At 65.2% G+C, this 25,195-nt stretch carries 20 protein-coding genes; 9 read left to right on the top strand and 11 right to left on the bottom strand.

Features of this window, described 5'->3' with window-relative positions:
• Positions 1–33: 33 nt before the first annotated feature.
• On the bottom strand, positions 34–2,571 hold the full coding sequence (locus PNAP_RS06035; RefSeq protein ID WP_011800613.1) for a DNA internalization-related competence protein ComEC/Rec2: 2,538 nt from the start codon (positions 2,569–2,571) through the stop codon (positions 34–36).
• A gap of 269 nt (positions 2,572–2,840) precedes the next feature.
• Here PNAP_RS06035 and PNAP_RS06030 point away from each other — a divergent pair, with 269 nt between their 5' ends.
• The 3 genes from PNAP_RS06030 (at position 2,841) to PNAP_RS06020 (ending at position 8,471) form a co-directional block, all read left to right on the top strand.
• Positions 2,841–3,311, top strand: coding sequence for a RidA family protein (locus tag PNAP_RS06030; RefSeq protein WP_011800612.1), 471 nt, complete (start codon positions 2,841–2,843; stop codon positions 3,309–3,311).
• Positions 3,312–3,593: 282 nt separating this feature from the next.
• Entirely contained in the window at positions 3,594–6,533 is a 2,940-nt protein-coding gene (locus PNAP_RS06025) for a caspase family protein (RefSeq protein ID WP_011800611.1), read from the top strand.
• Between the two features lie 6 nt (positions 6,534–6,539).
• A complete protein-coding gene (locus PNAP_RS06020; RefSeq protein WP_011800610.1) occupies positions 6,540–8,471 on the top strand; it encodes a gluzincin family metallopeptidase in 1,932 nt (643 codons plus the stop codon).
• Positions 8,472–8,586: 115 nt separating this feature from the next.
• On the opposite strand, the gene parC is transcribed toward PNAP_RS06020, so the two are convergent.
• The 3 genes from parC to PNAP_RS06005 form a co-directional block, all read right to left on the bottom strand.
• The gene (gene parC / locus PNAP_RS06015; protein ID WP_011800609.1) at positions 8,587–10,941 is read right to left on the bottom strand and encodes a DNA topoisomerase IV subunit A; all 2,355 of its coding nucleotides are present in this window, start codon (positions 10,939–10,941) and stop codon (positions 8,587–8,589) included.
• Positions 10,942–11,087: 146 nt separating this feature from the next.
• Positions 11,088–11,927, bottom strand: a complete 840-nt coding sequence (locus PNAP_RS06010) for a lytic transglycosylase domain-containing protein (protein ID WP_011800608.1) — start codon at positions 11,925–11,927, stop codon at positions 11,088–11,090.
• An 11-nt stretch (positions 11,928–11,938) separates the two neighbouring features.
• On the bottom strand, positions 11,939–13,918 hold the full coding sequence (locus PNAP_RS06005) for a DNA topoisomerase IV subunit B (RefSeq protein ID WP_011800607.1): 1,980 nt from the start codon (positions 13,916–13,918) through the stop codon (positions 11,939–11,941).
• A 154-nt stretch (positions 13,919–14,072) separates the two neighbouring features.
• Between PNAP_RS06005 and PNAP_RS06000 the strand changes: the two genes are divergently transcribed.
• From PNAP_RS06000 to PNAP_RS05980, 5 genes are all read left to right on the top strand, one after another.
• Positions 14,073–15,314, top strand: coding sequence for an MFS transporter (locus tag PNAP_RS06000; RefSeq protein ID WP_011800606.1), 1,242 nt, complete (start codon positions 14,073–14,075; stop codon positions 15,312–15,314).
• A gap of 194 nt (positions 15,315–15,508) precedes the next feature.
• Positions 15,509–16,138 carry a class I SAM-dependent methyltransferase gene (locus PNAP_RS05995; protein WP_011800605.1) on the top strand — a complete coding sequence of 210 codons (630 nt, stop codon included), beginning with the start codon at positions 15,509–15,511 and terminating at the stop codon, positions 16,136–16,138.
• Positions 16,139–16,231: 93 nt separating this feature from the next.
• The gene (dapA, locus tag PNAP_RS05990; RefSeq protein WP_041376559.1) at positions 16,232–17,116 is read left to right on the top strand and encodes a 4-hydroxy-tetrahydrodipicolinate synthase; all 885 of its coding nucleotides are present in this window, start codon (positions 16,232–16,234) and stop codon (positions 17,114–17,116) included.
• A 136-nt stretch (positions 17,117–17,252) separates the two neighbouring features.
• Positions 17,253–18,293 carry an outer membrane protein assembly factor BamC gene (bamC, locus tag PNAP_RS05985; protein WP_083758081.1) on the top strand — a complete coding sequence of 347 codons (1,041 nt, stop codon included), beginning with the start codon at positions 17,253–17,255 and terminating at the stop codon, positions 18,291–18,293.
• A gap of 40 nt (positions 18,294–18,333) precedes the next feature.
• On the top strand, positions 18,334–19,107 hold the full coding sequence (locus PNAP_RS05980; RefSeq protein WP_011800602.1) for an MBL fold metallo-hydrolase: 774 nt from the start codon (positions 18,334–18,336) through the stop codon (positions 19,105–19,107).
• A gap of 77 nt (positions 19,108–19,184) precedes the next feature.
• Here PNAP_RS05980 and PNAP_RS25555 read toward each other — a convergent pair whose 3' ends face one another.
• From PNAP_RS25555 to PNAP_RS05970, 3 genes are all read right to left on the bottom strand, one after another.
• Positions 19,185–19,454, bottom strand: a complete 270-nt coding sequence (locus PNAP_RS25555; protein WP_011800601.1) for a hypothetical protein — start codon at positions 19,452–19,454, stop codon at positions 19,185–19,187.
• 214 nt (positions 19,455–19,668) lie between these two features.
• Positions 19,669–20,184 carry a hypothetical protein gene (locus PNAP_RS05975; protein WP_011800600.1) on the bottom strand — a complete coding sequence of 172 codons (516 nt, stop codon included), beginning with the start codon at positions 20,182–20,184 and terminating at the stop codon, positions 19,669–19,671.
• A 46-nt stretch (positions 20,185–20,230) separates the two neighbouring features.
• The gene (locus tag PNAP_RS05970) at positions 20,231–21,472 is read right to left on the bottom strand and encodes a JmjC domain-containing protein (RefSeq protein WP_011800599.1); all 1,242 of its coding nucleotides are present in this window, start codon (positions 21,470–21,472) and stop codon (positions 20,231–20,233) included.
• 14 nt (positions 21,473–21,486) lie between these two features.
• Between PNAP_RS05970 and PNAP_RS05965 the strand changes: the two genes are divergently transcribed.
• Positions 21,487–22,011 (top strand): FKBP-type peptidyl-prolyl cis-trans isomerase, encoded by a 525-nt coding sequence (locus PNAP_RS05965; protein WP_011800598.1) that lies wholly within the window; start codon positions 21,487–21,489, stop codon positions 22,009–22,011.
• Between the two features lie 78 nt (positions 22,012–22,089).
• Here the strand turns inward: PNAP_RS05965 and PNAP_RS05960 are convergent, their stop codons facing one another.
• The 4 genes from PNAP_RS05960 to coaBC all read right to left on the bottom strand — a co-directional run bounded on the left by PNAP_RS05960 (position 22,090) and on the right by coaBC (position 25,017).
• Complete coding sequence (locus PNAP_RS05960) at positions 22,090–22,650, bottom strand: outer membrane lipoprotein (RefSeq protein ID WP_011800597.1); 561 nt, start codon at positions 22,648–22,650, stop codon at positions 22,090–22,092.
• 209 nt (positions 22,651–22,859) lie between these two features.
• Positions 22,860–23,306, bottom strand: coding sequence for a dUTP diphosphatase (gene dut / locus PNAP_RS05955; protein ID WP_011800596.1), 447 nt, complete (start codon positions 23,304–23,306; stop codon positions 22,860–22,862).
• On the bottom strand, positions 23,303–23,740 hold the full coding sequence (locus tag PNAP_RS05950; protein ID WP_041376558.1) for a hypothetical protein: 438 nt from the start codon (positions 23,738–23,740) through the stop codon (positions 23,303–23,305). Before PNAP_RS05950 ends, dut begins: the two co-directional genes overlap by 4 nt.
• Positions 23,737–25,017, bottom strand: a complete 1,281-nt coding sequence (gene coaBC / locus PNAP_RS05945; RefSeq protein WP_011800595.1) for a bifunctional phosphopantothenoylcysteine decarboxylase/phosphopantothenate--cysteine ligase CoaBC — start codon at positions 25,015–25,017, stop codon at positions 23,737–23,739. Before coaBC ends, PNAP_RS05950 begins: the two co-directional genes overlap by 4 nt.
• Positions 25,018–25,195 lie beyond the last annotated feature (178 nt).

The following is a 25,195-nucleotide window of genomic DNA, read 5'->3' as shown; positions in this document are numbered from 1 at the left end:
CATATAAGTGCATGAAGCCGCATATTTAAAGGCTCAAGAGGACTGCCAGTAACGCTGGCCGGCCTGGCGCTGGCAGGCAATCTCGGCGGGCCTCGGGCTTTGCCAGGTGGCCGCGCCACACTGCGGCGAGCGCACCAGCCGGATGCCGCGCTCGTCGTAACGCGCCGCCACCACGGCCACCGGATGGCCGAAACGGTTGCGGTAGCCGGCCTGGGCCAGCGCCAGCCGGGGCTGCACCGCGTCGAGGAAAACCGCGCTCGACGAGGTCTTGCTGCCATGGTGCGGCACCAGCAGAAAGTCGGCCTTCAGGCGCTCCGGGCTGCTTGACACCAGGCCGAGTTCCTGCGGCGCTTCGATGTCGCCAGTCAGCAGCGCCGTCTGGGCGCCATTGGAGATGCGCAGCACGCAACTCATGGCATTGGATTTTTTCGCCAGCGCGTAGTCGGCGGCCGCCGGATGCAGCACCTCGAAATCCACGCCGTCCCAGGCCCAGCGCTGGCCGGCGGCGCAGCGGGTTGACGGGCGCAAGGCCTGCAACTCATGGCCGTCCTCAATCGAACTGAGCAGACTGGCCTGCGGCTGCATCGCCAGCACGGCCGGCGCGCCGCCGCTGTGGTCGCTGTCGCGGTGGCTGAGCATCAGGATGTCGATGCGCGCGCCAAGCGCCCGCAGCAGCGGCACCAGCACGCGGTTGCCGGCATCGCTTTCGCGCGAAAAGCGCGGGCCGGTGTCGTACAGCAAGGCATGCGTCGCCGTGCGAACCAGCACCGCATTGCCCTGACCGATGTCAGCGGCCAGCAGTTCAAACTGGCCGGGCGCCACGCGCGCGGGCTGCCACAGCAGCACCGGCAGCAGCAGCGGAATGCCGAGCGCGCGCCAGTGCCAGGGCAGCCGCAGCGCCAGCAGGCCACCGCCCAGCACGCCCGCAACGGCGCACCACAGCGGTGCAGCAGCGACATCGACCGACGCCAGCGGCCAGCTCGCCAGCCCCTGCAAAAGCCCGGTCAGCAGGCCGACGGCCCAGGCGGCCGCATCCCACAGTGGTGCATAAAAAACGCCCAGCATGGCCAGCGGCGTGACCAGCAGCGTGACCCAGGGAATCGCCAGCGCATTGGCCAGCAGGCCGACCAGCGACACCTGGTTGAACAGCAGCAGCGACAGCGGCGTCAGCGCCAGCGTGACCACCCATTGCTCGCGCGCCGAGCGCAGCAGGCAGGCCAGCGGCCTGGCCAGCCACCAGGGCAAAAATTTTGAATCAAACTGGCCTTCCGCGCTTGCCGGACGGGCGCGAGTAGCTCCTGAATCCGTAGCAAACAGCACGCCGACCGCGACAAACGACAGCCAGAATCCGGCCTGCATCAAGGCCCACGGATCGAGCACCGCCACCACCGCCATGGCCAGCAGCCAGGCTTGCTGCCACGGCCACTGCCGGCCGCTTTGCCGCAGCAGCACCACCGTGGCCAGCATCAGGATGGTGCGCTGGGCCGGCACGCCCCAGCCCGAAAACAAGGCATACAACGTCGCCAGCAGCAGTCCGCCCAAGGCCCCGGCGCTGCTCGCCGGCAGGGCCAGGCACAGCCGGGGCGTCAAGCGGGCCGAGCGCCGCCACAGCGTGCCGATCAGCAGCGACGCCACCCAGGCGAACATCGTGATGTGCAGGCCCGAGATGCTCATCAGGTGCGCGACGCCGGTCGCGCGGAACACATCCCAGTCGGCACGCTCGATGGCGTTCTGGTCGCCGACCACCAGCGCGGCCAGCACCCCGGCCTGTTGCCGGTCGTCCACGCGCGCATAAATCGCCTCGCGAACCGACTGGCGCGCGCCCTCCACGGCATGGCGCCATGGGCTGCTGGACAGCCTGGCGGGCGGCGCATCGTGCGGTGAGGCGCGCACATAGCCGGTGGCCTGGATGCCCTGCTCCCACAGCCAGAGTTCGTAGTCGAAGCCATGCGGATTGCTGTTGCCGTGCGGCGCCTTGAGCCGCACCGTCATCTGCCAGCGCTCGCCGGCGCGCAGCGGCTGCGGCTTGCGCTGCAGCTCCAGCGCCAGCTCGGACGCATCGCTGCTTTCAACCGACGAGTTTTTCGTCTCGCGCCCGATGAAGCCCGAATACCAGCCCAGCATGATCTGCGGCGGCAGCGCCACCGCCCGGCCGTCAAGCCGCGCCGATTCGATGCCGAGGCGAAAGCGCAGCGCGTCTTCGCTGAACTGCGGCATGGCCAGCACCGTACCCGTGACGGCAATGTCGCGCCCTTCCAGCGCCGGGTCCAGCGCCGTCGCCTGGAAAGCGCCAGCCCGCCAGCCGGTCAGGCCAAAGCCCAGCAGGACGGCAATGGCCAGCACCATCAGGCGGGCGCTGACCGAAGCCGGGCCTTGAAAGCGCATCAAGGCTTTGACGCCCTGCCAGCCGCCCGCCAGGACAACAGCCAGCGCCACCAGTGCGGCATAGCCGCCGGATGGCCACAGCGCGGGCTGCTGCAGCTGCACGGCCACGCCCGCGACGAGTCCGGCCAACGCAAGCCCAAGGCTGGCCGGGCTGGCAGCCGGCCGGGCGACAACGGAAAAACCCACGGGTTTGCCTTTCCTGGCTTTTTTTGACTGCTTCGACAGGCTTGCACCGGCTCAACAAAGCGGGCGAATGGCAGAGCTTACCGCGCGGCATCCGGCGGGCCGGCTGGGGCCTCAAGCGGTAGCCCAAACCCTGTCCGGCGCGGGCCTGCAGTGCGTTACCATGCAAAATCCCGAAACCGGCATTCGCTCTTTTATTCATAGCATGTTATGCATATGAATAGTGCGCAAACACCGTATTTGATTCATTTTTATCCTTCACACGGACCACCATGACCACCCCCACCCACCCTGTTTACGAAAAGCTCAAGTCCCTGAACATCACGCTGCCCGAAGTGGCCGCGCCGGCCGCCGCCTACCTGCCGTTCGTGCAGACCGGCAAGCTGGTGTTCCTGAGCGGCCACCTGGCCAAGAAGGACGGCCAGGTCATCGTCGGCCAGCTCGGCAAGAACGTGACGACCGCAGAAGGCAAGGCTGCGGCCCGGCTCATCGCCATTGACCTGATGGGCACCTTGCACGCGGCCACCGGCGACCTGGGCAAAATCAAGCGCATCGTGAAAGTCATGAGCCTGGTCAATTCGACCGGCGACTTCACCGAACACCACCTGGTCACCAACGGCTGCAGCGAACTGCTGGGCGAAGTGTTCGGCGACGCCGGCAAGCACGCCCGCAGCGCGTTCGGCGTGGCGCAGATCCCGCTGGGCGCCTGCGTGGAGATCGAGCTGATCGCCGAGGTGGAGTGAAGCTTGCCAGCCCTGTGATTTGGAACGGCCGGGCGGCCGTTTCAAATCATGAAGTTTGTAAGACTTGTCAAGGCGCGGCTGGAGCCCGGTTTTTTCTCCTTCCCCCGCTGGGGGAAGGCCGGGATGGGGGCCAGCGAAGGTCGTGCTGCCAACGCTGTCCGATTCGCGCATCAGCCGCCAAAGGCCAGAGGCGTTTTACACGGCAGGCAGGGTAACGCCCCGCATTGAAACCTCATCCTGCGGGTGTAGAGTGGGCGCCCACTCGTCACACGGGGATGCGCCATGCCGACACCCACATTCCAGCGTCTTTCGCCGGAGCAGTTCGAGCAGCTGCTGCAGAACTTTCCCTTCACCCGGAAAATCGACGCGGTGCACATGCACCACACCTGGCGGCCCCGGCATGCCGACTTTCGCGGCCACGACACGATTGTCTCGATGTGGCGCTTCCACACGCAGGTGAACGGCTGGAGTGACATCGCGCAGCACATCACCATCGACCCCGAGGGCATGATCTGGCTGGGACGCAACTGGAACCTGCCGCCGGCCAGCGCCGCCGGGCACAACGGCAACAAGGCCTTCGGCCCCTTCATGTTCGAGATGATCGGCGACTTCGACCAGGGCCGCGACCCGTTCGACGGCCTGCAAAAGGACACCGCGCTGCGGGTCGTGGCGCTGGTGCAGGCGCGCTTTCACCTGCCGGCCGGCAGCCTGCGCTTTCACAACGCCATGTCGCCCAAGTCGTGTCCCGGCAGCGCGCTGGTCTACAACGACATCCTGGCCGAGGTCGAACTCCTCAGGCAGGAGCTGCAGGCGGCGGGCACGCGCGAACCCGCCCGGCAGCAGCCTTTCCCCGAGGAAACCGACCGGAACATCGCCGAGGCGATCCGCTCACTGTCGCGCATCACCGACAACGCCGGCGAGTCCGGCGACGCCGAACTGTCGCATGACGAGCGCGAAGCCGGAGCCGCCCCGGCGGCAGGCGCCGGCCCCGCCGCCCCCGTGCAAAGCCGTGATTCAGGCCTGAGCACGGCAGCGCTGAACGCCCTGCGGCCGCACCTCGTCAACCTGAAGGTCGGCCGCCTCTCGGGCGAGGGCGAAGCCAGCTCGACCCCTGAAGACATTGACGCGATCTTCGAGCAGCATTTGCCGCAGGCGGTCAGCGAACTGCCTGCCGGCCAGAAGCTGCGCCTGCTGTTTTACGCGCACGGCGGCCTGGTGTCCGAAGCCAGCGGGCTGCAGATCGCCAGCAAGCACATCGACTGGTGGCGCCGCAACGGCGTCTATCCGGTCTATTTCATCTGGGAAACCGGCTTTTTCGAGACCATCGGCCAACTGCTCGGCCGCGCGCAGCAGGGCAGCCGCGCGGTGTCGCGGGGTCTTGCCGACTTCACGACCGACCCGCTGCTAGAAATTGGCGCGCGCGTCCTGCAGGGGCCGCGCATCTGGGGCGGCATGAAGTCGAGCGCCGAGCATGCGGTTGATCCACCCTCAGGCAGCGGCGACATCGGCGGCGGCGCGCACTATGTCGCCCGCCAGCTGAAGGCGTTCTGCGACGCCCACGCCGGGCAGGTTGAACTGCATGCGGTCGGTCACAGCGCGGGCTCGATTTTTCACAGCCACTTCCTGCCGCTGGCGCACGGGCTGGGCGTTCCGGCGTTCAGGACGGCGCATTTCCTGGCGCCTGCGGTGCGCGTCGATACCTTCAGGCAGCACCTGCTGGAGCACATCGGCCCGGGCCGGGCGGTGGAATCCCTGACGCTCTACACCATGCGCAGGGATTTCGAGCGCCAGGACAACTGCGCGCAGATCTACCGCAAGTCGCTGCTCTACCTGATCTTCAACGCCCTGGAAGACCGGCGCGCAACCGCCATCCTCGGGCTGGAGGAAAGCCTGCGCGGCGACGCCGACCTCAAGCGCCTGTTCGGCCTGGGCGCAACGCCGGCAACACCTTCGAGCGTGGTCTGGTCGCCCACGCCGGGCGACACCGGCCGCTCGGCCAGCACGTCCCAGTCGCACGGCGGCTTTGACGACGATGCGCCGACCATGAACAGCGTCGTGCGCCGGGTTCTCGACAAGCCCGACGCCGCCGACATCGCCGGCTATCCGGCCGCGCGCGCCGCATCGCGACCCTGGATCGAGGAGGTTGACTGGCCCGCCGACTTCGACTTCACGGCAGGCGCTGGCTACGCGGCGCCGCCCATCAAAACGCAGGTTCCAGCGCTACCTTACATGCCGCCTTCGCCCGCGCTGTTGCCTGCCGTGCCACTGGCAGGCAATGGCAATGGCGGCGGCCGGCGCTTGGCGCTGTGCGTCGGCATCGACGCCTACCCGGCGCCCGAGCACCAGCTCGCCGGCTGCGTCAACGATGCGCGCAACTGGGGGCGCACGCTCGCTGGACTGGGCTTTGAGACCCGGCTGCTGCTCGATGGCGATGCGAGCCGGGCCACGCTGGAGCGCGAGTTGAGCCGGCTGGTCGATCAAAGCCGCTGCGGCGACGTGATCGTTTTCCAGTACGCCGGGCACGGCACGCAGGCGCCCGACCTGAACGGCGACGAGGACGACAACATCGACGAGGCGCTGTGCCCGGTGGACTTCGCCAGCGGCGCGCTCTACATCGACGACGACATCGCCGCGCTGTTCGCCCGCATTCCCGACGGCGTCAACATGACCTGCTTCATGGACTGCTGCCATTCCGGAACCAACACCCGCTTTGCCGTGGGCCTGTCGCCCGGCGAAATGGCGCGGCCGCCCGGCACCAAGGCGCGCTTCGTCAAGCTGACGCCGGCCATCATCGAGGCGCACAAGCGTTTTCGCCAGCAACTGCGCGGCGCTTCGCGCGCCATCAGCAGCGGCGGCGCCCAGCGCATGCGCGATGTGAAGTTCTCGGCCTGCCTGGACCACCAGGTCGCGCTTGAAAGCGAAGGCAGCGGCGACTTCACCCGGCGCGCCACCAAGGTGCTGGCAACCGGCATCCAGGGCATGAGCAATGAGGAGTTCCTGCGCCGCGTGCTGGCCGAGTTCGGCGGCGCAGCACGCCAGGCGCCGATGCTCGATTGCGCCGACGACGCGCGCACGGGCGCACTCCTGCAGCCGCTGGCCGCCGGCAGCCGGGCGCCCGCAAGCCGGGAACCGGCCACGACTTCAGGCCCGCCCGGCGACGCCGCCTTGCTGCAGGCCGTGAACGGGCTGGCCAAGGCGGTGCAGGCGCTGGCCGCCCGATAGCCGGCGATGGGCGCTCCGGACACCCCGCTGTCCACCGCGACGACCACCGAGGCGGTCGCCGCCGATGCCGCGAGCCGCGAAGAAGCAAGCGCCCTTGCCGGCTCGCAGGCGGTGCGCCGCTATCCCGGCGAAAGCGAAGACTACGCCATTGGCTCGGGCGTGCGCCAGCCCCCGGTGACTCCTTATGAGCGCCAGCCGGGCGACCCACTGTACCGCCCGCTGCGCATCTACACGGTCGATCCGTCGGTGTCGCGGCTCGAAGGCTCGGTCGCCACGGTCAATGTCCCCTTCGAGCCGCTGGAGCCGGGGCCGGTGGGCACGCTGTTCGAGGTGGACCCGAACGACGGGCAGCTCGGCGTTCGCTACCGGGCGGCCGACCTGGAGGAGCGCAAGGTGCTGATGACCGACGGCTACGACCCCTCGCCCTCGGACCCGCGCTTTCACCACCAGATGGTCTATGCGGTGTGCAGCAATGTCTATTCGACCTTCAAGACCGCGCTGGGCCGCAACCTGGGCTGGGGTTTCGGTGACGGAAGAAATCCGGCCCGGCTGGTGCTCAGGCCGCACCACGGCCAGGAGCAGAACGCCTACTATCAAAACTGCATCACCACCGGCGAGCTGCGTTTCGGCTATTTCCCGGCGAGCGAAAAACCGACCACGCGCACCATGCCGGGCGGCTATGTCTTCACCTGCCTGTCGCACGACATCGTGGTTCACGAGGTGACGCATGCGCTGCTCGACGGGCTGCGCGCGCACTTCATCGTGCCGACCAACGCCGACGTGGTCGCGTTCCATGAAGCCTTCGCCGACCTGGTCGCCATCTTCCAGCACTTCAGCTACACCGAAGTGGTGCTGACCGCGATCCGGCGCTGCAAGGGCGCCTTGCAGCATGCCGACCTCCTGACGGAGCTGGCCGGCGAGTTCGGGCACACCACCGGCCAGAACGGCCCGCTGCGCAGCGCGGTCGAAAAAGACACCGGCAACCCGAGGCGCTACCAGCCCGGCCTCGAGGCGCACCAGCTCGGCTCGGTGCTGGTGAGCGCCGTGTTCGATGCCTTCGTGCAGGTGTACCGGCGCCGCACCGAGCGCTTCGTGCGCCTGGCCACCGGCGGCAGCGGCCTGTTGCCGGCGGGCGAACTCTCGCACGACCTGCAGAGCATCCTGGCCGAGCGCGCCAGCAAGCTGGCCAGCCAGTTCCTGGGCATCTGCATCCGCGCCATCGACTACTGCCCGCCGGTCGGCATGACCTTCGGCGACTACCTGCGCGCCCTGATCACCGCCGACTACGACCTGGTGCCCGACGACCCCTGGGACTACCGGGGCGCGCTGATCGACGCCTTCTGGCGGCGCGACATCTATCCGCGCACGGCGAATCACCTGTCGCAGGACGCGCTGCTCTGGCACCGGCCCCGGATGGACCTGCCCGAGGTGCCGGGACTCGACTTCGGGACGCTGCGCTTTCGCGGCGATCCGGCCAACGCGGCCGACCTGGACGAGCGCCACCGGCAGGCCTGCATGCTCGGCTACTACGTCACGCGCCCGGGCCGCCTCGAAGAATTCGGTCTGGTGGCCAACGGCGACCCGCGCCTGGACGGCGACACGGTGAGCCTGCCCTGCGCCGAGTCGATACGCACCGCCAGGCGCGCCGGCCCGAACGGGCAGATCGTCTTCGACCTGGTCGCCGAAATCACGCAGGAACGCCATGTGCGCGCCTCGGCCGAAGGGCCGGCCTTCACCTACTACGGCGGCTCGACGGTGATCCTCGGGCCAACCGGCGAAATCCGCTACGTGGTGCTCAAAAGCGTCGTCGGATCGGGCCGGCTGCAAAGGCGGCGCGCATTTTTTGAAACCGCCTGCGGCCAGAAATACTGGCACCTGGAAGGCCAGCGCTGGCAGCCGCGCGAGCGCCTTTTCGCGCTGGTGCATGGCGGGTGTTGAAGGCTTGCGCCGGTCTTGCAGCAGTGGATGACAGCGCTGGAACGCCTGGCAGACCAGCCGCTATGAAATAAATAGCTGCCTGCGCCCGTCAACATTGCGCAAACAGCCTATTTCATCACTCAACCCGGACAATTCCGGTCGGCTTGAAGCCCAGATCGGCCGACTTGCCCTTGCGGGCGCGTACGGTGCGCGCGTTGTTCAGGCTGCGGATTTCCAGCGTTTCCTCGCGCGGCTTGGCGCCGCGCCCGATGCCTTCGATGCGCACGCTGCGGGTGTAGGCGGCCGCGCCGGCCAGTGTGTCCTTGTCTTCCAGGTCGATCAGCATCAGGCCGCGCCCGCCCTTTTCCATCTGCTTGATCTCGCCGATGTCAAACGTCAGGATGCGCTGGCCGGTCGAGGCGCAGGCCACATGCGTGGCGGGCGGCAAGGGCTGGCTGCCCGAGGCGCCGCTGACATGGGACGGGCGGCACAGCGTTTCGCCCTCGGCCAGCGTGATGAAGGCCTTGCCGCTGCGGTTGCGCGAAACCATGTTTTCCACCGTCGCCAGGAAACCATAGCCGCCTGAACTCGACAGCAGCAGCATGGCCGAGGCCGGCCCGGCAAAGTAGTGCAGCAGCTGCGTTCCCGATTCCAGGTCGATCAGCGTTGTGACCGGCTGGCCGTCGCCGCGCGCGCCGGGCAGCATGGCCACCGGCACCGAATACAGCCGGCCGTTGCTGCCAAAGGCCAGCAGCGTATCGACGGTGCGGCATTCAAACGTGCCGTACAGCGCGTCGCCCGCCTTGAAGGCAAAGCTGCTTGGTGCATGGCCGTGGCCGCCGCGCGCGCGCACCCAGCCCTTGCTGCTGACCACGACCGTGACCGGCTCGTCGAGCACCTTGACTTCGAGCACCGATTTTTTCTCGGCCTGGATCAGCGTGCGGCGCGGGTCGGCGAACTGCTTGGCGTCGGCCTCGATTTCCTTGATCATCAGCCGGCGCAGCGCCGTCGGGTTGCCCAGGATGTCTTCGAGCCTGCCCTGCTCCTCGCGCAGGGTTTTCAGTTCCTGCTCGATCTTGATGGCTTCGAGCCGCGCGAGTTGGCGCAGGCGGATTTCCAGGATGTCCTCGGCCTGCCGGTCGCTTAAGGAGAACCTGGCGATCAGCGCCGACTTGGGCTCGTCCGACTGGCGGATGATGGCGATCACCTCGTCGATGTTGAGCAGCACCGTCTGCCGCCCTTCGAGGATGTGGATGCGCGCCAGCACCTTGTCGAGCCGGTGCTGCGAGCGTTTTTCAATCGTCGTCTGGCGAAACGCGATCCATTCGTTCAGCATCTGGCGCAATGACTTTTGCGTCGGCCGGCCATCCAGGCCGATCATGGTCATGTTGATCGGCGAGGAACTCTCCAGGCTGGTGTGCGACAGCAGCGTGTTGATGAGTTCGGCCTGGGCCGTCCGGCTGGTCTTGGGCTCGAACACCAGGCGCACGGCGGCGTCCTTGCTCGACTCGTCGCGCACCACGTCAAGCACCGCCAGCATGGACTGCTTGAGCTGCACCTGGTCCAGGCTGAGCGCCTTCTTGCCGAGCTTGATCTTGGGGTTGGTGATTTCCTCGATTTCCTCCAGCACGCGCTGGGTGCTGACGCCGGGCGGCAGTTCCTGCACGACGAGCTGCCACTGGCCGCGCGCCAGCTCTTCAATCTTCCAGCGCGCGCGCACCTTGAGCGAGCCGCGTCCGGTGCGGTAGGCGGCGGCAATCTCGGCGCCGCTGGAGATGATCTGGCCGCCGCCCGGGTAGTCGGGGCCGGCAATCAGCGTGTACAACTCTTCATCGCTGAGCTTGGGCGTCTTGATCAGCGCCACGCAGGCATCGGCGACCTCGCGCAGGTTGTGGCTGGGAATTTCGGTCGCCAGCCCGACGGCAATGCCGCTGGCGCCGTTGAGCAGCGTGAACGGCAGGCGCGCGGGCAACTGGCGCGGCTCCTCGGTCGAGCCGTCGTAATTCGGGATGAAATCGACCGTGCCTTCGTCGATCTCGTCCATCAGCAGCGTGGTGATGCGTGCCAGCCGGGCCTCGGTGTAGCGCATGGCGGCGGCGCCATCGCCGTCTCTGGAGCCGAAATTGCCCTGGCCGTCGATCAGCGGGTAGCGCTGCGAGAAGTCCTGCGCCATGCGCACCAGCGCGTCATACGCGGCCTGGTCGCCGTGCGGGTGAAAGCGGCCGAGCACATCGCCGACCACGCGGGCGCATTTGACCGGCCGGGCGCCGGTCGCGCCATTGGGGCCGCCAAAGGCCAGACCCATGCGCGCCATGCTGTAGAGAATGCGCCGCTGGACGGGCTTCTGGCCGTCGCAGACATCGGGCAGCGCCCGGCCCTTGACGACGCTCAGCGCGTATTCAAGGTAGGCGCGCTGGGCGTAGGCCGCCAGACTGTCCTGGTCGGCGGGTTCCGGAATGTCGGCTTCGACAGCGGGTGTGAATAGGTCCATCGTGGTGTGCTCGAATTGGTGAGGCGGGCCTGCGCGCAAGGTGGGGGCTGGCCGCCATGGTTATCGGAAAAAGCTGCGTTGGCAGTCTGCGGGAATTGTGGCCCAGGAGAAAACCGGGGAATCCGTATAAATACCCGGAATGCCGCTCAATCCAGCCGGGCTGCGACCTCCGGCAATACAAGGGACGGCGACGCGGCCAGGGCCGCAGGCATGTTGGCCCGGCCGCTGGCGCCGCCCATCATTTCCATGCGCACCCGGCCCGAACTGACTGAAGTGCTGCGTCCCGTGCTGGCCGGCTTGAGCTGGTTGTAGAGCTGCATCACGGTTTTGACGTAATTTTTCGTTTCCGGGTAATTCGGTATCCGGTTGCCCGCCCGCTGGACCGCGCCTTCGCCCGCGTTGTAGGCCGCGATGGCCAGTTCAATCTCACCCGGGAAGAGCTTCATCAGGTCGCTCAGGTAGCTGGAGCCGGCCCGGATGTTGGTCCTGGGATCGGTCAGCTTTTGCTCGGCCTGGGCGGTTTTGTCGGATTTCACGCCGTAGCGCGCCGCCGTCGGTGGAATCAGCTGCATCAGGCCGACCGCGCCCTTGGGGGAAACCGCCTGGGCGTTGAAGCCGGACTCGGTGGCAATCAGCGCCTGCAGCAGTTCGTAATCAATGCCGTGCTTGTCCGAGGCTTCGCGCAGCAGATGCCTGACCGCCTTGTAGCCGGGAGACAGCTCGAAATACGCCCGCAGCCTGGGCGGCGTCGCGGCAACGCCTTGGGCGCCCTGGGCCGGGTTGCCAGCGGTTTTTCCCGTCGTGAAGCTTTCGCCACCGCGTGAAAAAAGCTCGTAGCGCTCATCGAGCTGCAGCGATGAAAAGTGCGTGACGCCCTGGCCATCGATATACGCCCAGATGTCAGCCCGCGCCGGGGGGGCATGCAGGGCCGTCAGCAGCACGGCCAGCAGCGGCAGGTTCAGCAACGAAAACAGCTTCAGGCGCATCCGGTCTCCTCTCAAACGTCAATTTCCACCGCGTCGCCGTGCAGTTCCATCAGTTCACGCCGCGCCGCCGCCTCGCCCTTGCCCATCAGCTTGGTGATGAGGCTTTCGGTCTGCCCGAAATCCTGGTTGCCCAACTGAACCGGCATCAGGCGGCGGGTGTCCGGATTGAGTGTCGTATCCCACAATTGTTCCGCGCTCATTTCGCCCAGGCCCTTGAAGCGGCTGATGCTCCAGGCGTTTTCGCGCACGCCGTCCTTGCGCAATTTGTCCAGGATGGCGGTCAGTTCGCCTTCGTCCAGGGCATAGACCTTGGACGCCGGCTTCTTGCCGCGCGCCGGCGCATCGACGCGGTACAGCGGCGGCCGCGCCACATAGACATGGCCGGTTTCGATGAGCTTGGGGAAATGCCGGAAAAACAGCGTCAGCAGCAGCACCTGGATATGCGAGCCGTCCACGTCGGCGTCGGACAGGATGCAGACCTTGCCGTAGCGCAGGGCGCTCAGGTCCGGCGTGTCGTTCGGGCCGTGCGGATCGACGCCGATGGCGACCGAGATATCGTGGATTTCGGTGTTGGCGAACAGCCGGTCGCGGTCCACTTCCCAGGTGTTGAGCACCTTGCCACGCAGCGGCAGCACGGCCTGGTTTTCCTTGTCGCGGCCCATCTTGGCACTGCCGCCGGCCGAGTCGCCCTCGACCAGAAACACTTCGTTGTTCGCCAGGTCCTTGCTTTCGCAATCGGTCAGCTTGCCGGGCAGCACCGCCACGCCCGAGCCCTTGCGTTTTTCGACCTTCTGGCCGGCCTTCTGGCGGCTTTGCGCGGCCTTGATGGCGAGTTCGGCCAGTTTCTTGCCGTAATCGACATGCTGGTTCAGCCAGAGTTCGAGCGCCGGGCGCACAAAACTCGACACCAGCCGCACCGCATCGCGCGAATTGAGCCGCTCCTTGATCTGGCCCTGGAACTGCGGGTCCAGCACCTTGGCCGAGAGCACGTAGCTGGCGCGGGCAAACACATCCTCGGGCAGCAGCTTGACGCCCTTGGGCAGCAGCGAATGCAGTTCGATAAAGCTTTTCACCGCCGTGAACAGGCCGTCGCGCAGCCCGCTTTCGTGCGTGCCGCCGGCGCTGGTCGGGATCAGGTTGACGTAGCTTTCGCGCACCGGCTGGCCGTCTTCGGTGAAGGCGACGCACCAGCTGGCACCCTCGCCTTCGGCGAAGGTCTCGTGCGCGGCATCGGCAAAGCCCTCCTCTTCAAACATCGGGATCACCGGGTCGGCGGTCAGCGTCTGCATCAGGTAGTCGCGCAGGCCGCCCTTGTAGAGCCAGGTCTGGACTTCCTTGGTTTTTTCATTCGTCAGCGTGACGGTCACGCCGGGCATCAGCACCGCCTTGCTGCGCAGCAGGTGCGTCAGCTCGGCCATCGGCAGCGCCGGTGATTCAAAATATTTGGCATCGGGCCAGGCGCGCACCGTGGTGCCGGATTTTCGGTCGCCATTGCCGTTCGGGCGCAGCACCAGCGGCTCGATCACGTCGCCGCCGGAAAAAGCCAGGCTGGCGACCTTGCCTTCGCGGTAGGAAGTGACTTCAAGCCGGGTGGATAGCGCATTGGTCACGCTGACGCCGACGCCGTGCAGGCCGCCCGAAAAACTGTAGGCGCCGCCCTTGCCCTTGTCGAACTTGCCGCCGGCATGCAGCCGGGTGAACACCAGCTCGACCACGGGCGCTTTTTCTTCCGGGTGCAGGCCGAACGGAATGCCGCGCCCGTCGTCTTCAATGCTGACTGAGCCATCGGTGTGCAGCGTGACCTTGATCTTTTTGCCGTGCCCGGCGAGCGCTTCGTCGGCCGAGTTGTCGAGCACTTCCTGAATGATGTGCAGCGGATTGTCGGTGCGGGTGTACATGCCCGGGCGCTGCTTGACGGGCTCCAGGCCCTTCAAAACGCGGATCGAGCTTTCGGAATAAGCGGGGGAAGCAGTGATGTTTTTTTCAGCCATGGCAGTTCAAGTGTTGTTTGAATTGTAGTCCGGACCCGCCAACTACCTGTACAAACATACAGTTATCAAAGACGGCGGAGGCCGGGCAAAAACCGCTGGCCGGCCAGGATGCGCGCAAGTGACTATCCTTGAGCATTTTCCTTAAAGTCCGCTCATGGCCTCAAGCCCCCTTTCTTCGCCCCCAAAACTCTCCATGCTCCAGGTGCTGGCCTGCGGCGCGGCCATTGTCACGCTGTCGATGGGCATCCGGCACGGCTTTGGCCTGTGGCTGCAGCCCATCACGCAGGCGCAGGGCTGGACGCGTGAAACCTTCGCCTTTGCGATTGCGGTGCAAAACCTGTCGTGGGGCATCTTCGGGATTTTCGCCGGCATGGTGGCTGACCGCTTCGGCGCGTTCCGGGTGATTGCGGGCGGCGCCGTGCTGTACGCGCTGGGCCTGGTGGGCATGGCGCTGTCGCCGACCGGCCTGCTGTTCACGCTGACGGCCGGGGTGCTGATCGGGGCCGCGCAGGCAGGCACCACCTACGCGGTGATCTACGGCGTCATCGGCCGCAATATTTCGGCCGACAAGCGCTCGTGGGCGATGGGAGTCGCCGCTGCGGCGGGCTCGTTCGGCCAGTTCCTGATGGTGCCTACCGAAGGCTTCCTGATCAGCAGCCTGGGCTGGCAGGCCGCCCTCCTGGTGCTCGGCGGCGCCGTGCTGCTGATCGTGCCGATGGCGCTGGGCTTGCGCGAAACCGGCTTTGCCGGCGCAACGCCCGCCAAGCGCGACCAGAGCATAGCCCAGGCGCTGCGCGAGGCGCTCAAATACCCGAGCTTTCAGATGCTGATGGCGGGCTACTTCGTCTGCGGCTTTCAGGTCGTGTTCATCGGCGTGCACATGCCCAGCTACCTCAAGGACAAGGGCCTGTCGCCGCAGGTGGCAGGCTATGCGCTGGCGCTGATCGGGCTGTTCAATGTCTTCGGCACCTACATTGCCGGCTCGCTGGGCCAGCGCATCGCAAAACGCAAAATCCTGGCGACGATTTACTTTTCCCGCGCCGTCGTCATCGCCGTGTTTCTGGCCGCGCCGCTGAGCCCGGCCAGCGTCTATGTTTTCGCCAGCCTGATGGGGCTGCTGTGGCTCTCGACGATTCCGCCGACCAACGCGGTGGTGGCGCAGATCTTCGGCATCCAGCACATGTCGATGCTCAGCGGCTTCATCTTCTTCAGCCACCAGATCGGCTCGTTCATGGGCGTGTGGCTGGGCGGCGTGCTGTACGACCGCACCGGCAGCTACGACATCGTCTGGTACATCGCGATTGCGCTGGGCGTGTTCGCGGGACTGGTGAACCTGCCGGTCCGGGAAGCGCCAATCGAGCGCAGCAGCCCGGGCGGATTGCCGCAGGGAGCCTGAAGTGATGCTGAAACTTGCGCTGTGGAGCCTGGCCATCGCCGCATCGCTGGGCGTGTTTGCCCTCTACACCCGGCCTGGCTTCCTGCTCACACTTGCCAACCAGCTGTGGAGCTGCTTTTAGCCGTTTCCTGACCTTGTTTGCAAGCTTTTTTTGGCCTTATGCGCAATACAGGCATGCATTACCAGCTATTAAAATGATAGTAACAACATCACCTCTTGGCGCTGCCGATAGCGCCACGGCGCCGCCTTCCGACTGGGTACGGCGCTGGTCGCACCTCGTGGCGCCTGGCGGCGTGGTGCTCGACGTGGCCTGCGGGCACGGCCGCCACGCGCGCTGGTTTCATGAACGAAATCACCCTTTGGCGCTGGTGGACCGTGCGCAGGCAGCTATTGATTCCATAGCAATTCCACCCTCCGCCTGCGAAGCCGTGGTGGCCGACATTGAAAACGGCCCGTGGCCCTTCGCGGGCCGGCAGTTTGCGGCGGTGGTGGTCACCAACTACCTGTGGCGCCCGCTCATGCCGACCTTGCTGGGCAGCCTGGCGCCCGGCGGCGTCCTGATTTACGAAACCTTTACGCAGGGCAATGAAACCGTGGGCAAGCCTTCGCGGCCTGACTTTTTGCTGCGCACCGGAGAACTGCTCGACACCTGCCGCGACCTGAGAATCGTTGCCTTTGAAGACGGTTTTCAGGAGGGGCCGCAGGGGCAGGCGCCGCGCTTTGTCCAGCGCATCGCCGCCGTCCGGGAAGCCGCGCATCCTGCCGGCCTGAGCGATGGCGCACCTTCGAGTCCCTGCGCGCCACCCAGATATCCGCTGCTTTAAGCTCTGGGTAGAATGCACAATTGGCTTTTTGGGCCGGTCGCCAAGTCCCTTGACGCCGCCCCACCACTCCAGCCATCACGTTACAAGCACGACATGAACCCCATTACTGGCAGCATTGTTGCACTGGCAACCCCTTTGCATGAAGACGGCAGCGTGGACTACGCCACCCTGCGCAAACTCGTTGACTGGCACATCGCCGAGGGCACCGACTGCATCGGCGTGGTCGGCACCACCGGCGAGTCGCCGACGGTCAACGTCGAGGAGCATTGCGAAATCATCCGTGTCGCGGTCGAACAGGCCGGCAAGCGGGTTCCCATCATGGCTGGCTGCGGCGCCAACTCGACGGCTGAAGCCATCGAACTCGCCAAATTTGCAAAACAAGTGGGCGCCGACTGCCAGCTGCAGGTCGTGCCCTACTACAACAAGCCGACGCAGCAGGGCCAGTACCTGCATTTCAGGGCTATTGCCGAAGCCGTGGGCGACCTGCCGACGGTGCTCTACAACGTGCCCGGCCGCAGCGTGGCCGACATGGCGCATGCCACCGTGCTGCGCCTGGCCGAAGTGCCCGGCATCGTCGGCATCAAGGAAGCCACCGGCAACATCGAGCGCGCCCAGTGGTTGATCAAGGAAGTGCCCAAGGGCTTTGCGGTGTATTCAGGCGACGACCCGACCGCCGTGGCGCTCATGCTCTGCGGCGGCCAGGGCAATATCAGCGTGACGGCCAATGTCGCGCCGCGCCTGATGCACGAGCTGTGCATGGCGGCGGTGGCGGGCGACGTCAAGCGCGCGATGGAACTTCAATTCAGGCTGATGCCGCTGCACCGCAACCTGTTCATCGAAGCCAATCCGATTCCGGTCAAATGGGCCATGGCGCGAATGGGCCTGTGCGGCAATACGCTGCGCCTGCCCATGACACCGCTTGAAACCAACAACGAAGCCGCCGTCGAAAACGCCTTGCGCGTGTGCGGCCTGATCTGATTTTTAAGGAATACACGTGAAGACATTGCCGAGATCAACCCAGCGCCCCGCCTTGCGCAAAGCCCGAAGCGCTGCCGCCCTTTCCGCGCTGGTGGCCGCAAGCCTTCTGGCCGGCTGCTCCACGATCAAGGACACCATGGAAGGTGAACGGGTCGATTACAAATCGAGCAGCAGCGCCAAAGCGCCTTCGCTGGATGTTCCTCCGGACCTGACCCAGCTCAGCCGCGACACCCGCTATGTGGTTCCCGGCGCGGCCGTCAGCGCCAGCAGCTACCAGGTCGCCCAGCCGACGCAGACGGTGACGACCGCGTCTAATGCAGTGGGCGATGTGCGCATCGAGCGCGCCGGCAGCCAGCGCTGGCTGGTGGTGGGCAGGCCGGCCGACAAGCTCTGGACGCCGGTGCGTGACTTCTGGCTGGAAAGCGGCTTTTTGCTGACGCAAGACCAGGAAAACCTCGGCATCATGGAAACCGACTATGCCGAAAACCGCGCCAAACTGCCGCAGGATTTCATTCGCAACACCTTGGGCAAGGTATTGGACAGCCTTTACTCCACCGGCGAGCGCGACAAGTTCCGCACCCGGCTGGAACGCCGGCCCGATGGCGGCACCGAAATCTACATCAGCCATCGCGGCATGGAAGAAGTCCTGACCGGCGTCAAGGGCGGCGCAGCCTCCGGTGACGGCACCATCTGGCAGCCGCGCGCGCCCGATCCTGAACTTGAGGCGGAATTCCTGCGCCGCCTGATGGTCAAGCTGGGCGTGACGCAGGAGCAGTCCAAGGCCTTGATTGCCGCCGGCGCGGCGCCGCAGCAGACATCCCGCGTGGCCTTGCTCAACAACCTGCCCGTGGTGCAGATGGACGAAGGCTTCGAGCGCGCCTGGCGCCGCGTCGGCCTGGCGCTGGACCGCACCGGCTTTACCGTGGAAGACCGCGACCGCAGCCAGGGCACCTACTTCGTGCGCTATGTCGAGCCTGTCGCCAACAAGAGCGAGCCCGGCTTTTTCAGCAAGCTGTTCAGCAGCGCCGCAGCAACGCCTGCACCGCTGAAATACCGCATCACCCTCAAGAGCGAGGGCGAAAAGACCACGGTTTCGGTGTTGAATGCCCAGGGCACGCCCGAATCGTCCGCCAATGCCCAGCGCATTGTCCAGGTGATTGCCGACGACCTGAAGTAAGCGCAGTCAGGCCTGCAAACCGGCGAGCGGATTTTTTGCCGTGTTGAGATTCAAAAGCCTGGGCAGCGGCAGCGGGGGCAACTCAACACTGGTTGAAGCTTGCGGCCTGGTGCCCTTTCGCATACTGATTGACTGCGGGCTGGGCATTCGGCAACTCGTACTTCGCCTGGCGGAAGTCGATCTGCGGCCTGAAGACATTCATGCGGTCTTCATTACCCATGAACATGGCGACCACATCGGCTGTGCGCTGACGCTGGCGCTGCGCCACCGGATTCCGGTCTGGATGAGCCAGGGAACCCATTCGGCCATAGGCGCGCCTGATTTCGAAGGTTTGCTGCATACCGCGCGGGACGAAAAGGCGATTGACCTGGGCGGCCTGCAACTGATGCCGTTTACCGTTCCCCACGACGCGCGGGAACCGCTGCAGCTCAGCTGCACCGATGGCTCGGCAAAACTGGGCATCCTGACCGATCTGGGCCATGCAACGCCGCATGTGATGGCGCATCTGCAGGCTTGCGACGCCTTGCTGCTGGAGTCCAACCACGACACCGAGCTGCTGAGCCAATCGGTTTATCCAGCCTTTTTAAAGCGTCGCGTGGGGGGTGATTATGGACATTTGTCCAATGCCGCAGCCGCTGGCATTGCCTGCGCCGCAAACCACAGCGGCCTCAAGCATGTGGTCGCCGCTCACTTGAGCGCGCAAAACAACCGGCCCGATCTGGCGCAGGATGCGCTGTCCAATGCTTTGGGATGCCACCGCAGCGATATCGTGGTGGCGGGTGCGGCCAGCGGCACACCGTGGCTGCAAATTTGAAAATCAGCAAGATTCAGCGCTTTGCCGAGCCATGAAAAAAGCCGCCCGGAGGCGGCTTTTCAGGAAGTCGGGAAGAATTACTTCGCGGCGGAAGCAGCGGCCGAAGCTGCGTCAGCAGCGCTGACAGCAGCAGAAGCGGCATCGGTAGCGGCGCTCACGGCGGCACTGGCGGAGTCAGCAGCAGCGGAAGCGGCGCCGGTGGCAGCAGCAGCAGCGGCGCTGGCGGATGGAGCTTCTGCAGGAACCACGACCACTGAAGGTGCAGGTGCAGCGGCTTCTTCTTTTTTACCGCAGGCAGCCAGGGCAAGAGCGGCAACAATGGCGGCCAGTACGAGGGACTTGTTCATTTTTTACGATCCTTGATGATATTTAAGAAAACAATTTCCGGAAATTGTCAAAACCCAAACCCAAATCCAAATTCAAGTTATGTCCTGACCTGGAGGAAAGGACTCAAACTCTTTCTACTCAGTTTTAAATTATATGCTGCCAGCACAAGCATGAAAACCCTTAGCCCCCTGAAATAAGAGTCAGGCACTGGGAAGTGCAACCGGAAAACCACACTTACAGTCCCAGAACCGTCGCCGGAAAGGCCGCTGAACTGTTGAGCAGGAACTCGTTCAGGCGCTCTTTCAGGGCGATGCGGCGGGCGGCATCGGCGCTGGCCACGCCGGTGCTGCGCTCCATGTCCAGCCGTTCAAACGTCCAGCCCGGACTCCACAAGGCGCTGGGCATGCTGCCCACCGAAGCCGTTGCGCTCCTGCGGCATTCCACCACATGCGACCAGGTTCGCCGCCATGCCACGAAACGCGCATGCTGCCGGGGAACGGCGTCGTAATTGGCAGCCAGCATCGTGAGCTTGCGGCCGCTTCCGGCCCAGTCGTTCAGCGCCTGCGCCACCAGGCGCTCGCCCAGGGGCCAATCGGCAAAGTCCGGATCACACCAGATGATTTCACGCCATCCCTGCACTGCCGCTGCCGCCAATGCCTGACGGATCAGCCCGGCAAATTCGTTACGGCCGTTGAACCGGCCTTCGAGCAAAGGCGCAGCGCCTGATGGCCCGGAAGTCATGTCCGTCATATCCATCTCCTTTTCTCTGATTGAATTGGGGCGCGGTACGCACGCGTCAGGGCCTGTTCGCATCGCCCGACGCTTGCTGCCCGATTTGCTGCACCCAGCCAGCCTCGTGCCAGTCGCCAAGCAGTTCGATAGCGCTTGCGCCCGCCTTGCGCAACTCGCTCGCCAGCAGGCATCGCTGGTTCGCCAGGCGATGCATCAGGCTGGCGTCGGCACCCTTGGCGCGGTAGCTTTCGCCGTTGATGAAAATGTGGTCGCTGTCATACATCATGCGGGTACGCGCATCCAGCGCAATCGCCATCTGGCCGGCTTTGGCGGCATCGCCATCCCAGGCTTGCTCAGGCTCGTCAAACCAGACGCCAGGCTTGGGCTCGGTCATGTATTCACCCAGCGCGCAAGCCAGCGCCAGTGGATCCTTGAGCGCTTCGAGCACCGCCTGCCCGGCAAAATCGGCCAGTCCGGCCGGCATGGCGGCTGGCGTTTCGGTGGCAGGCTGGGTCGGGTCCCGGTACATGGGCTGTGCACGGGCGGGCTTGCGGCCGGCTTCAGCGGCACAGGCCTCTTCTGCCGCATCCTCGCCCATTTCAGCCAGGCGGTGCAACAGTTCCGAAGCCAGTTCGGTCCGGGCCGGCGAACGAAAACCGATGGAATACGTCATGCAGTCGGCCGGTTTCCCGTTTGTCCCGACACTGGCCTCGGCAATACCGTCATGCGCATAACGCGGCGGCAGGTAGAGCATGTCGCCCGCTTCGAGCACAAACTCCTCGTCGACCTCGAAATTCTGCAAAATCTTCAGCGGCACGTCGGGCTGCAGCGTGAAGTCTTTTTGCAGGCCGATTTTCCAGCGCCGGCGGCCGCTGGCCTGGAACAGGAACACGTCATAGCTGTCAAAGTGCGGACCCACGCCGCCGCCTGGCGTGGCAAACGAGATCATCAGATCATCCAGCCGCGCATCGGGAACAAAACGAAATTGCTGCAGCAGCGCATGCCCGGCAGGCTCATGCAGGTCCACGCCCTGCACCAGCAGCGTCCAGCCCTCCTGGCTCAGTGGCGGCAGGCTTTTGGACGCAAACGGGCCTTTTTTCATGCCCCAGCCTTTGGCCTGCTGGACAATCAGGCGCGATTCGACCTGCTCGCGCGCCGCCAGCTTGAACAGCGCGGCACGGCTGAGAAAAGGCTCAAAGCCGGCAATGGCCTGGCGCACCAGGAGCGGCTTTTTTTGCCAGTGGCGGCGCATGAATTGGGCGGGGGTAAGACCGGCAAGGAGGGGGAGGGGCTGATTGACATCCATGGGACAATTGTCCGATGAAAATCACCCCGCAATGCGTCGTAGCCCTGACATGGACGCTGAAAGATACTTTGGGCGATGTGCTGGACGAACTGGACGAGCCGGTCGAGTTTTTGCTCGGCGGCAATGACCTTCTGGCCAGCATCGAAGAGGCCGTGCAAGGCCATGCCGCCGGCGACACGCTGGAGTTGCACCTGGAGCCCGAAAACGCCTTCGGCGACTACGATGAAAACCTGGTTTTCCTGGAGCCCCGCAGCATTTTTCCGGCCGGGCTTGAAGAAGGCATGACCTTTGACGGCGCGGCCATGCCTGCAGGCGCCACCGCGCAGATTCCGCCCGAGCACATCTACACGGTCACCGACATTTACCCCGAGCATGTGGTGCTGGACGGCAACCATCCGCTGGGCGGCATTGCCATCCGGCTGGCGCTCAAGGTTGAATCAGTGCGCGAGGCGACTGAACAGGAAGTCGGCCAGGGCTCGCTGGGCACCGGGTTTTTCAAGCTGCAGCCCCTGACGCCGGGCAACGACACACTGCACTGAACCCACCTTTTTTCCGCCCATGAAAAAGCGGCGCTGCAGAAAAACCGCAACGCCGCTTTTGCGTGAGGGATAAGGGAATCAATAACGGAACAGCTGGCCGTTTTGAACCCTGACGCGGTCACCGATGCGCAAGTCACCGGTGGCCGGAACGTCATAGGCACGCGCGCCGCCATTGTCCAGCTGGACCGTAATGCGGTAGGCCTGGCTCACATTGGGATTGCGGTTCTTCTCGATGGCATTGCCGGCCACGGCGCCACCCACGGCGCCAGCCACCGTCGCAATATCGCGGCCGGTGCCGCCGCCAATCTGGTGGCCGACCACCGCGCCGGCCACGCCGCCCAGGATGGCGCCCAAACCCGAACCCTGGGCCTGCTGCTGGGTCTGGAAGACTTCAATGTTGTTGACGCGCCCGTATTCGACCTGGTTGCCCTGCTGCTGTTGGGCAGGATACTGGGTTTGCGCCGGATATTGGTTCGGGTACTGGTTCGGAGCCTGGCCCTGGGCGGGGTAGCCCGGCGCCGGATAGGACGACATCTGCCCCTGGGAATCCATGGGTGGAGCGACGCAGGCGGTCAGACCCACCAGCACAAGCGCTGACGAGGTCACTGAAATGAAGCGGGAAATACGGTGACGGTGCATGGAATTCTCCTGAGATAAGGTTGATGACTCTCCGACACACCTGTTTGCTTGTTTGTGATCCAGCAGATGTCGATGGAATTTCATGGGTTGATTAGAAGGGTAATGAGGAATGTTCTAGGTCAGGTCCAAAGCTTACGGGACGTGGGACACCCCAGCCAATCGGCGTAGGACAAGCCTGACGCCAGACGGGCCGCCGGCCCCAGGCTGCTTCAGCCTTTCCCGGTCGAGCCGTAACCGCCCTCGCCCCGTTCGGTGGCCACGAACTCGCTCACCACGTTGAAGCGCGCCTGCACCACCGGCACGATCACCAGCTGGGCAATGCGCTCCATCGGTTCGATGGTGAAAGGCACATCGCTGCGGTTCCAGGCGCTGACCATGAGCTGGCCCTGGTAGTCGCTATCGATCAGCCCGACCAGGTTGCCCAGCACGATGCCGTGCTTGTGGCCCAGCCCCGAGCGCGGCAGGATCAGCGCGGCATAGCCGGGGTTGTGCAGGTAAACAGCCATGCCGGTGGGAATCAGCTGCCAGGCATTGGCGCCCAGCGTCAGCGGCGCGTCCAGGCAGGCGCGCAAGTCCAGGCCGGCACTGCCGGGCGTGGCGTAGCCGGGCAGATTGTCCTGAAGGCGCGGGTCGAGGATCTTGATGTCGATGTTCATGGTTTGTTTTTTGAATTGGTTTGCTGGAGTTTTCTGGCTTCTTCGGCAGCGCGCCTGGCCACCTCGCCCAGTTCCCTGAAGAAAGCGCCCGGCGACTTGCGCCTGACCGTGAAGATCACCCATGCCGCATACAGCGCCAGCACGGGAATGAACAAAAAGCCGGCGCCGGGTACGAACCGGGCCAGCGCCTGCGTGGCAATCCACAACGCAACCACCCATTTGACATGCGTCAAAAAAGGAATTCGCGCCAAGGGTTCCAGGACAGCCTTGAGCGAAGGCCGGCCCGCAAGCGCGGCCAGCGGTGCATCGGCCGGCACGGCTTTTTTGGGATCAAAGAAGTTTTCCTGCGCGCCAGGCGCCGCCTTGCCGGCCGTCAGGCGTTCAACATAGCGCACAAAATCGCCGTCGGGCGGGGTGTTTGAAGGCAGCATCATGGGGTCGTGGCTTTCTGGTCCGTGGGCGCGCAAGCCGCCATCCGGCCGGCAATTTCACGGACCAGCTGGCGCGCCAGCGACAGCTTGGACGCCCGGGGCAATTCGAGGCTGCCCTGGGCGTCAATCAGCAGCAGCGCATTGTGGTCCTGGCCGAAGGTATCGGGGCCGATGTTGCCGACCAGCAGCGGCACCTTCTTGCGCAGGCGCTTGGCCTGGGCGTTTTCCAGCAGGTCATGGCTTTCGGCGGCAAAGCCGACGCAAAAGAGCCGTCCTGTTTGCGCAGCCGGCAAGCCGGCGACGGTGGCCAGGATGTCGGTGTTTTCGGTGAATTGCAGCTGCGGCGTCTGGCCGGAGCCGTCTTTCTTGATTTTTTGCGCCGAAGCGGCCGCCGGTCGCCAGTCGGCAACGGCCGCCGTTGCTATGAAAACAGTAGCTGACTGCGCATGCGCAGCCACCGCAGAGAGCATATTTGATGCTGATTTCACGTCAACGCGGGTGACGCCGCGCGGCGTGGCCAGGCTGACCGGCCCGGCGACCAGCGTGACCTCAGCCCCGGCCTCGCGCGCCGCGCGCGCAATCGCAAAGCCCATTTTCCCGCTCGACAGGTTGGTGATGCCGCGCACCGGGTCAATCGCCTCGTAGGTCGGCCCGGCCGTGACCAGCACGCGCTGGCCCTTGAGCACCTTGGGCATGAAGAACGCGATGATGTCTTCGAGCAGTTCGTCGGGCTCCAGCATGCGGCCGTCGCCGGTTTCGCCGCAGGCTTGAGAGCCCACGCCCACGCCCAGCACGCATGCGCCGTCGGCCTGCAATTGCGCCAGGTTGCGCTGCGTCGCCGGGTGCGCGTACATCTCGCGGTTCATCGCCGGCGCCACCAGCAGCGGCACACGGTCCAGCGGGCGCGCCAGGCACATCAGGCTGAGCAGCTCATCGGCGCGGCCCTGGACCAGCCGGGCGATGAAGTCGGCGCTGCACGGCGCAATCACCATCGCGTCGGCTTCGCGCGACAGGTTGATGTGCGCCATGCTGTTGGGCTCGCGCCCGTCCCACTGGCTGCTGTACACCGGCCGCCCGCTGAGCGCCTGCATCGTGACTGGCGTGATGAACTGCGCGGCGGCTTCGGTCATCACCACCTGCACGGTGGCACCGGCCTTGACCAGGCCCCGGCACAGTTCGGCCGACTTGTAGCAGGCAATGCCGCCCGACAGGCCGAGCACGATATGTTTTCCCGCCAGGTCGAGGGCTTCGGCGCCAGGCTCGTTTGCTTGATTTGTCATGGCTGGCAATGTAGCAGCTAAACCATGCCGCTCCCCTGCCTGCGACAGAGGCAGAACGCCGGTTTTAGCGACGCCAAGCTGGCGTGGCAAGCAATGGCCCGGTTTACTGAACTGGCCGGTCAGGGCCTGACATCCAACCCCTATAATCTCCGTTTACCACCTCAGCGGACTTGTGGTT

This window comes from Polaromonas naphthalenivorans CJ2 (genome assembly GCF_000015505.1).
Taxonomy (GTDB): Bacteria; Pseudomonadota; Gammaproteobacteria; order Burkholderiales; family Burkholderiaceae_C; genus Polaromonas; species Polaromonas naphthalenivorans.
This window is presented reverse-complemented; position numbering and strand designations above follow the sequence as displayed.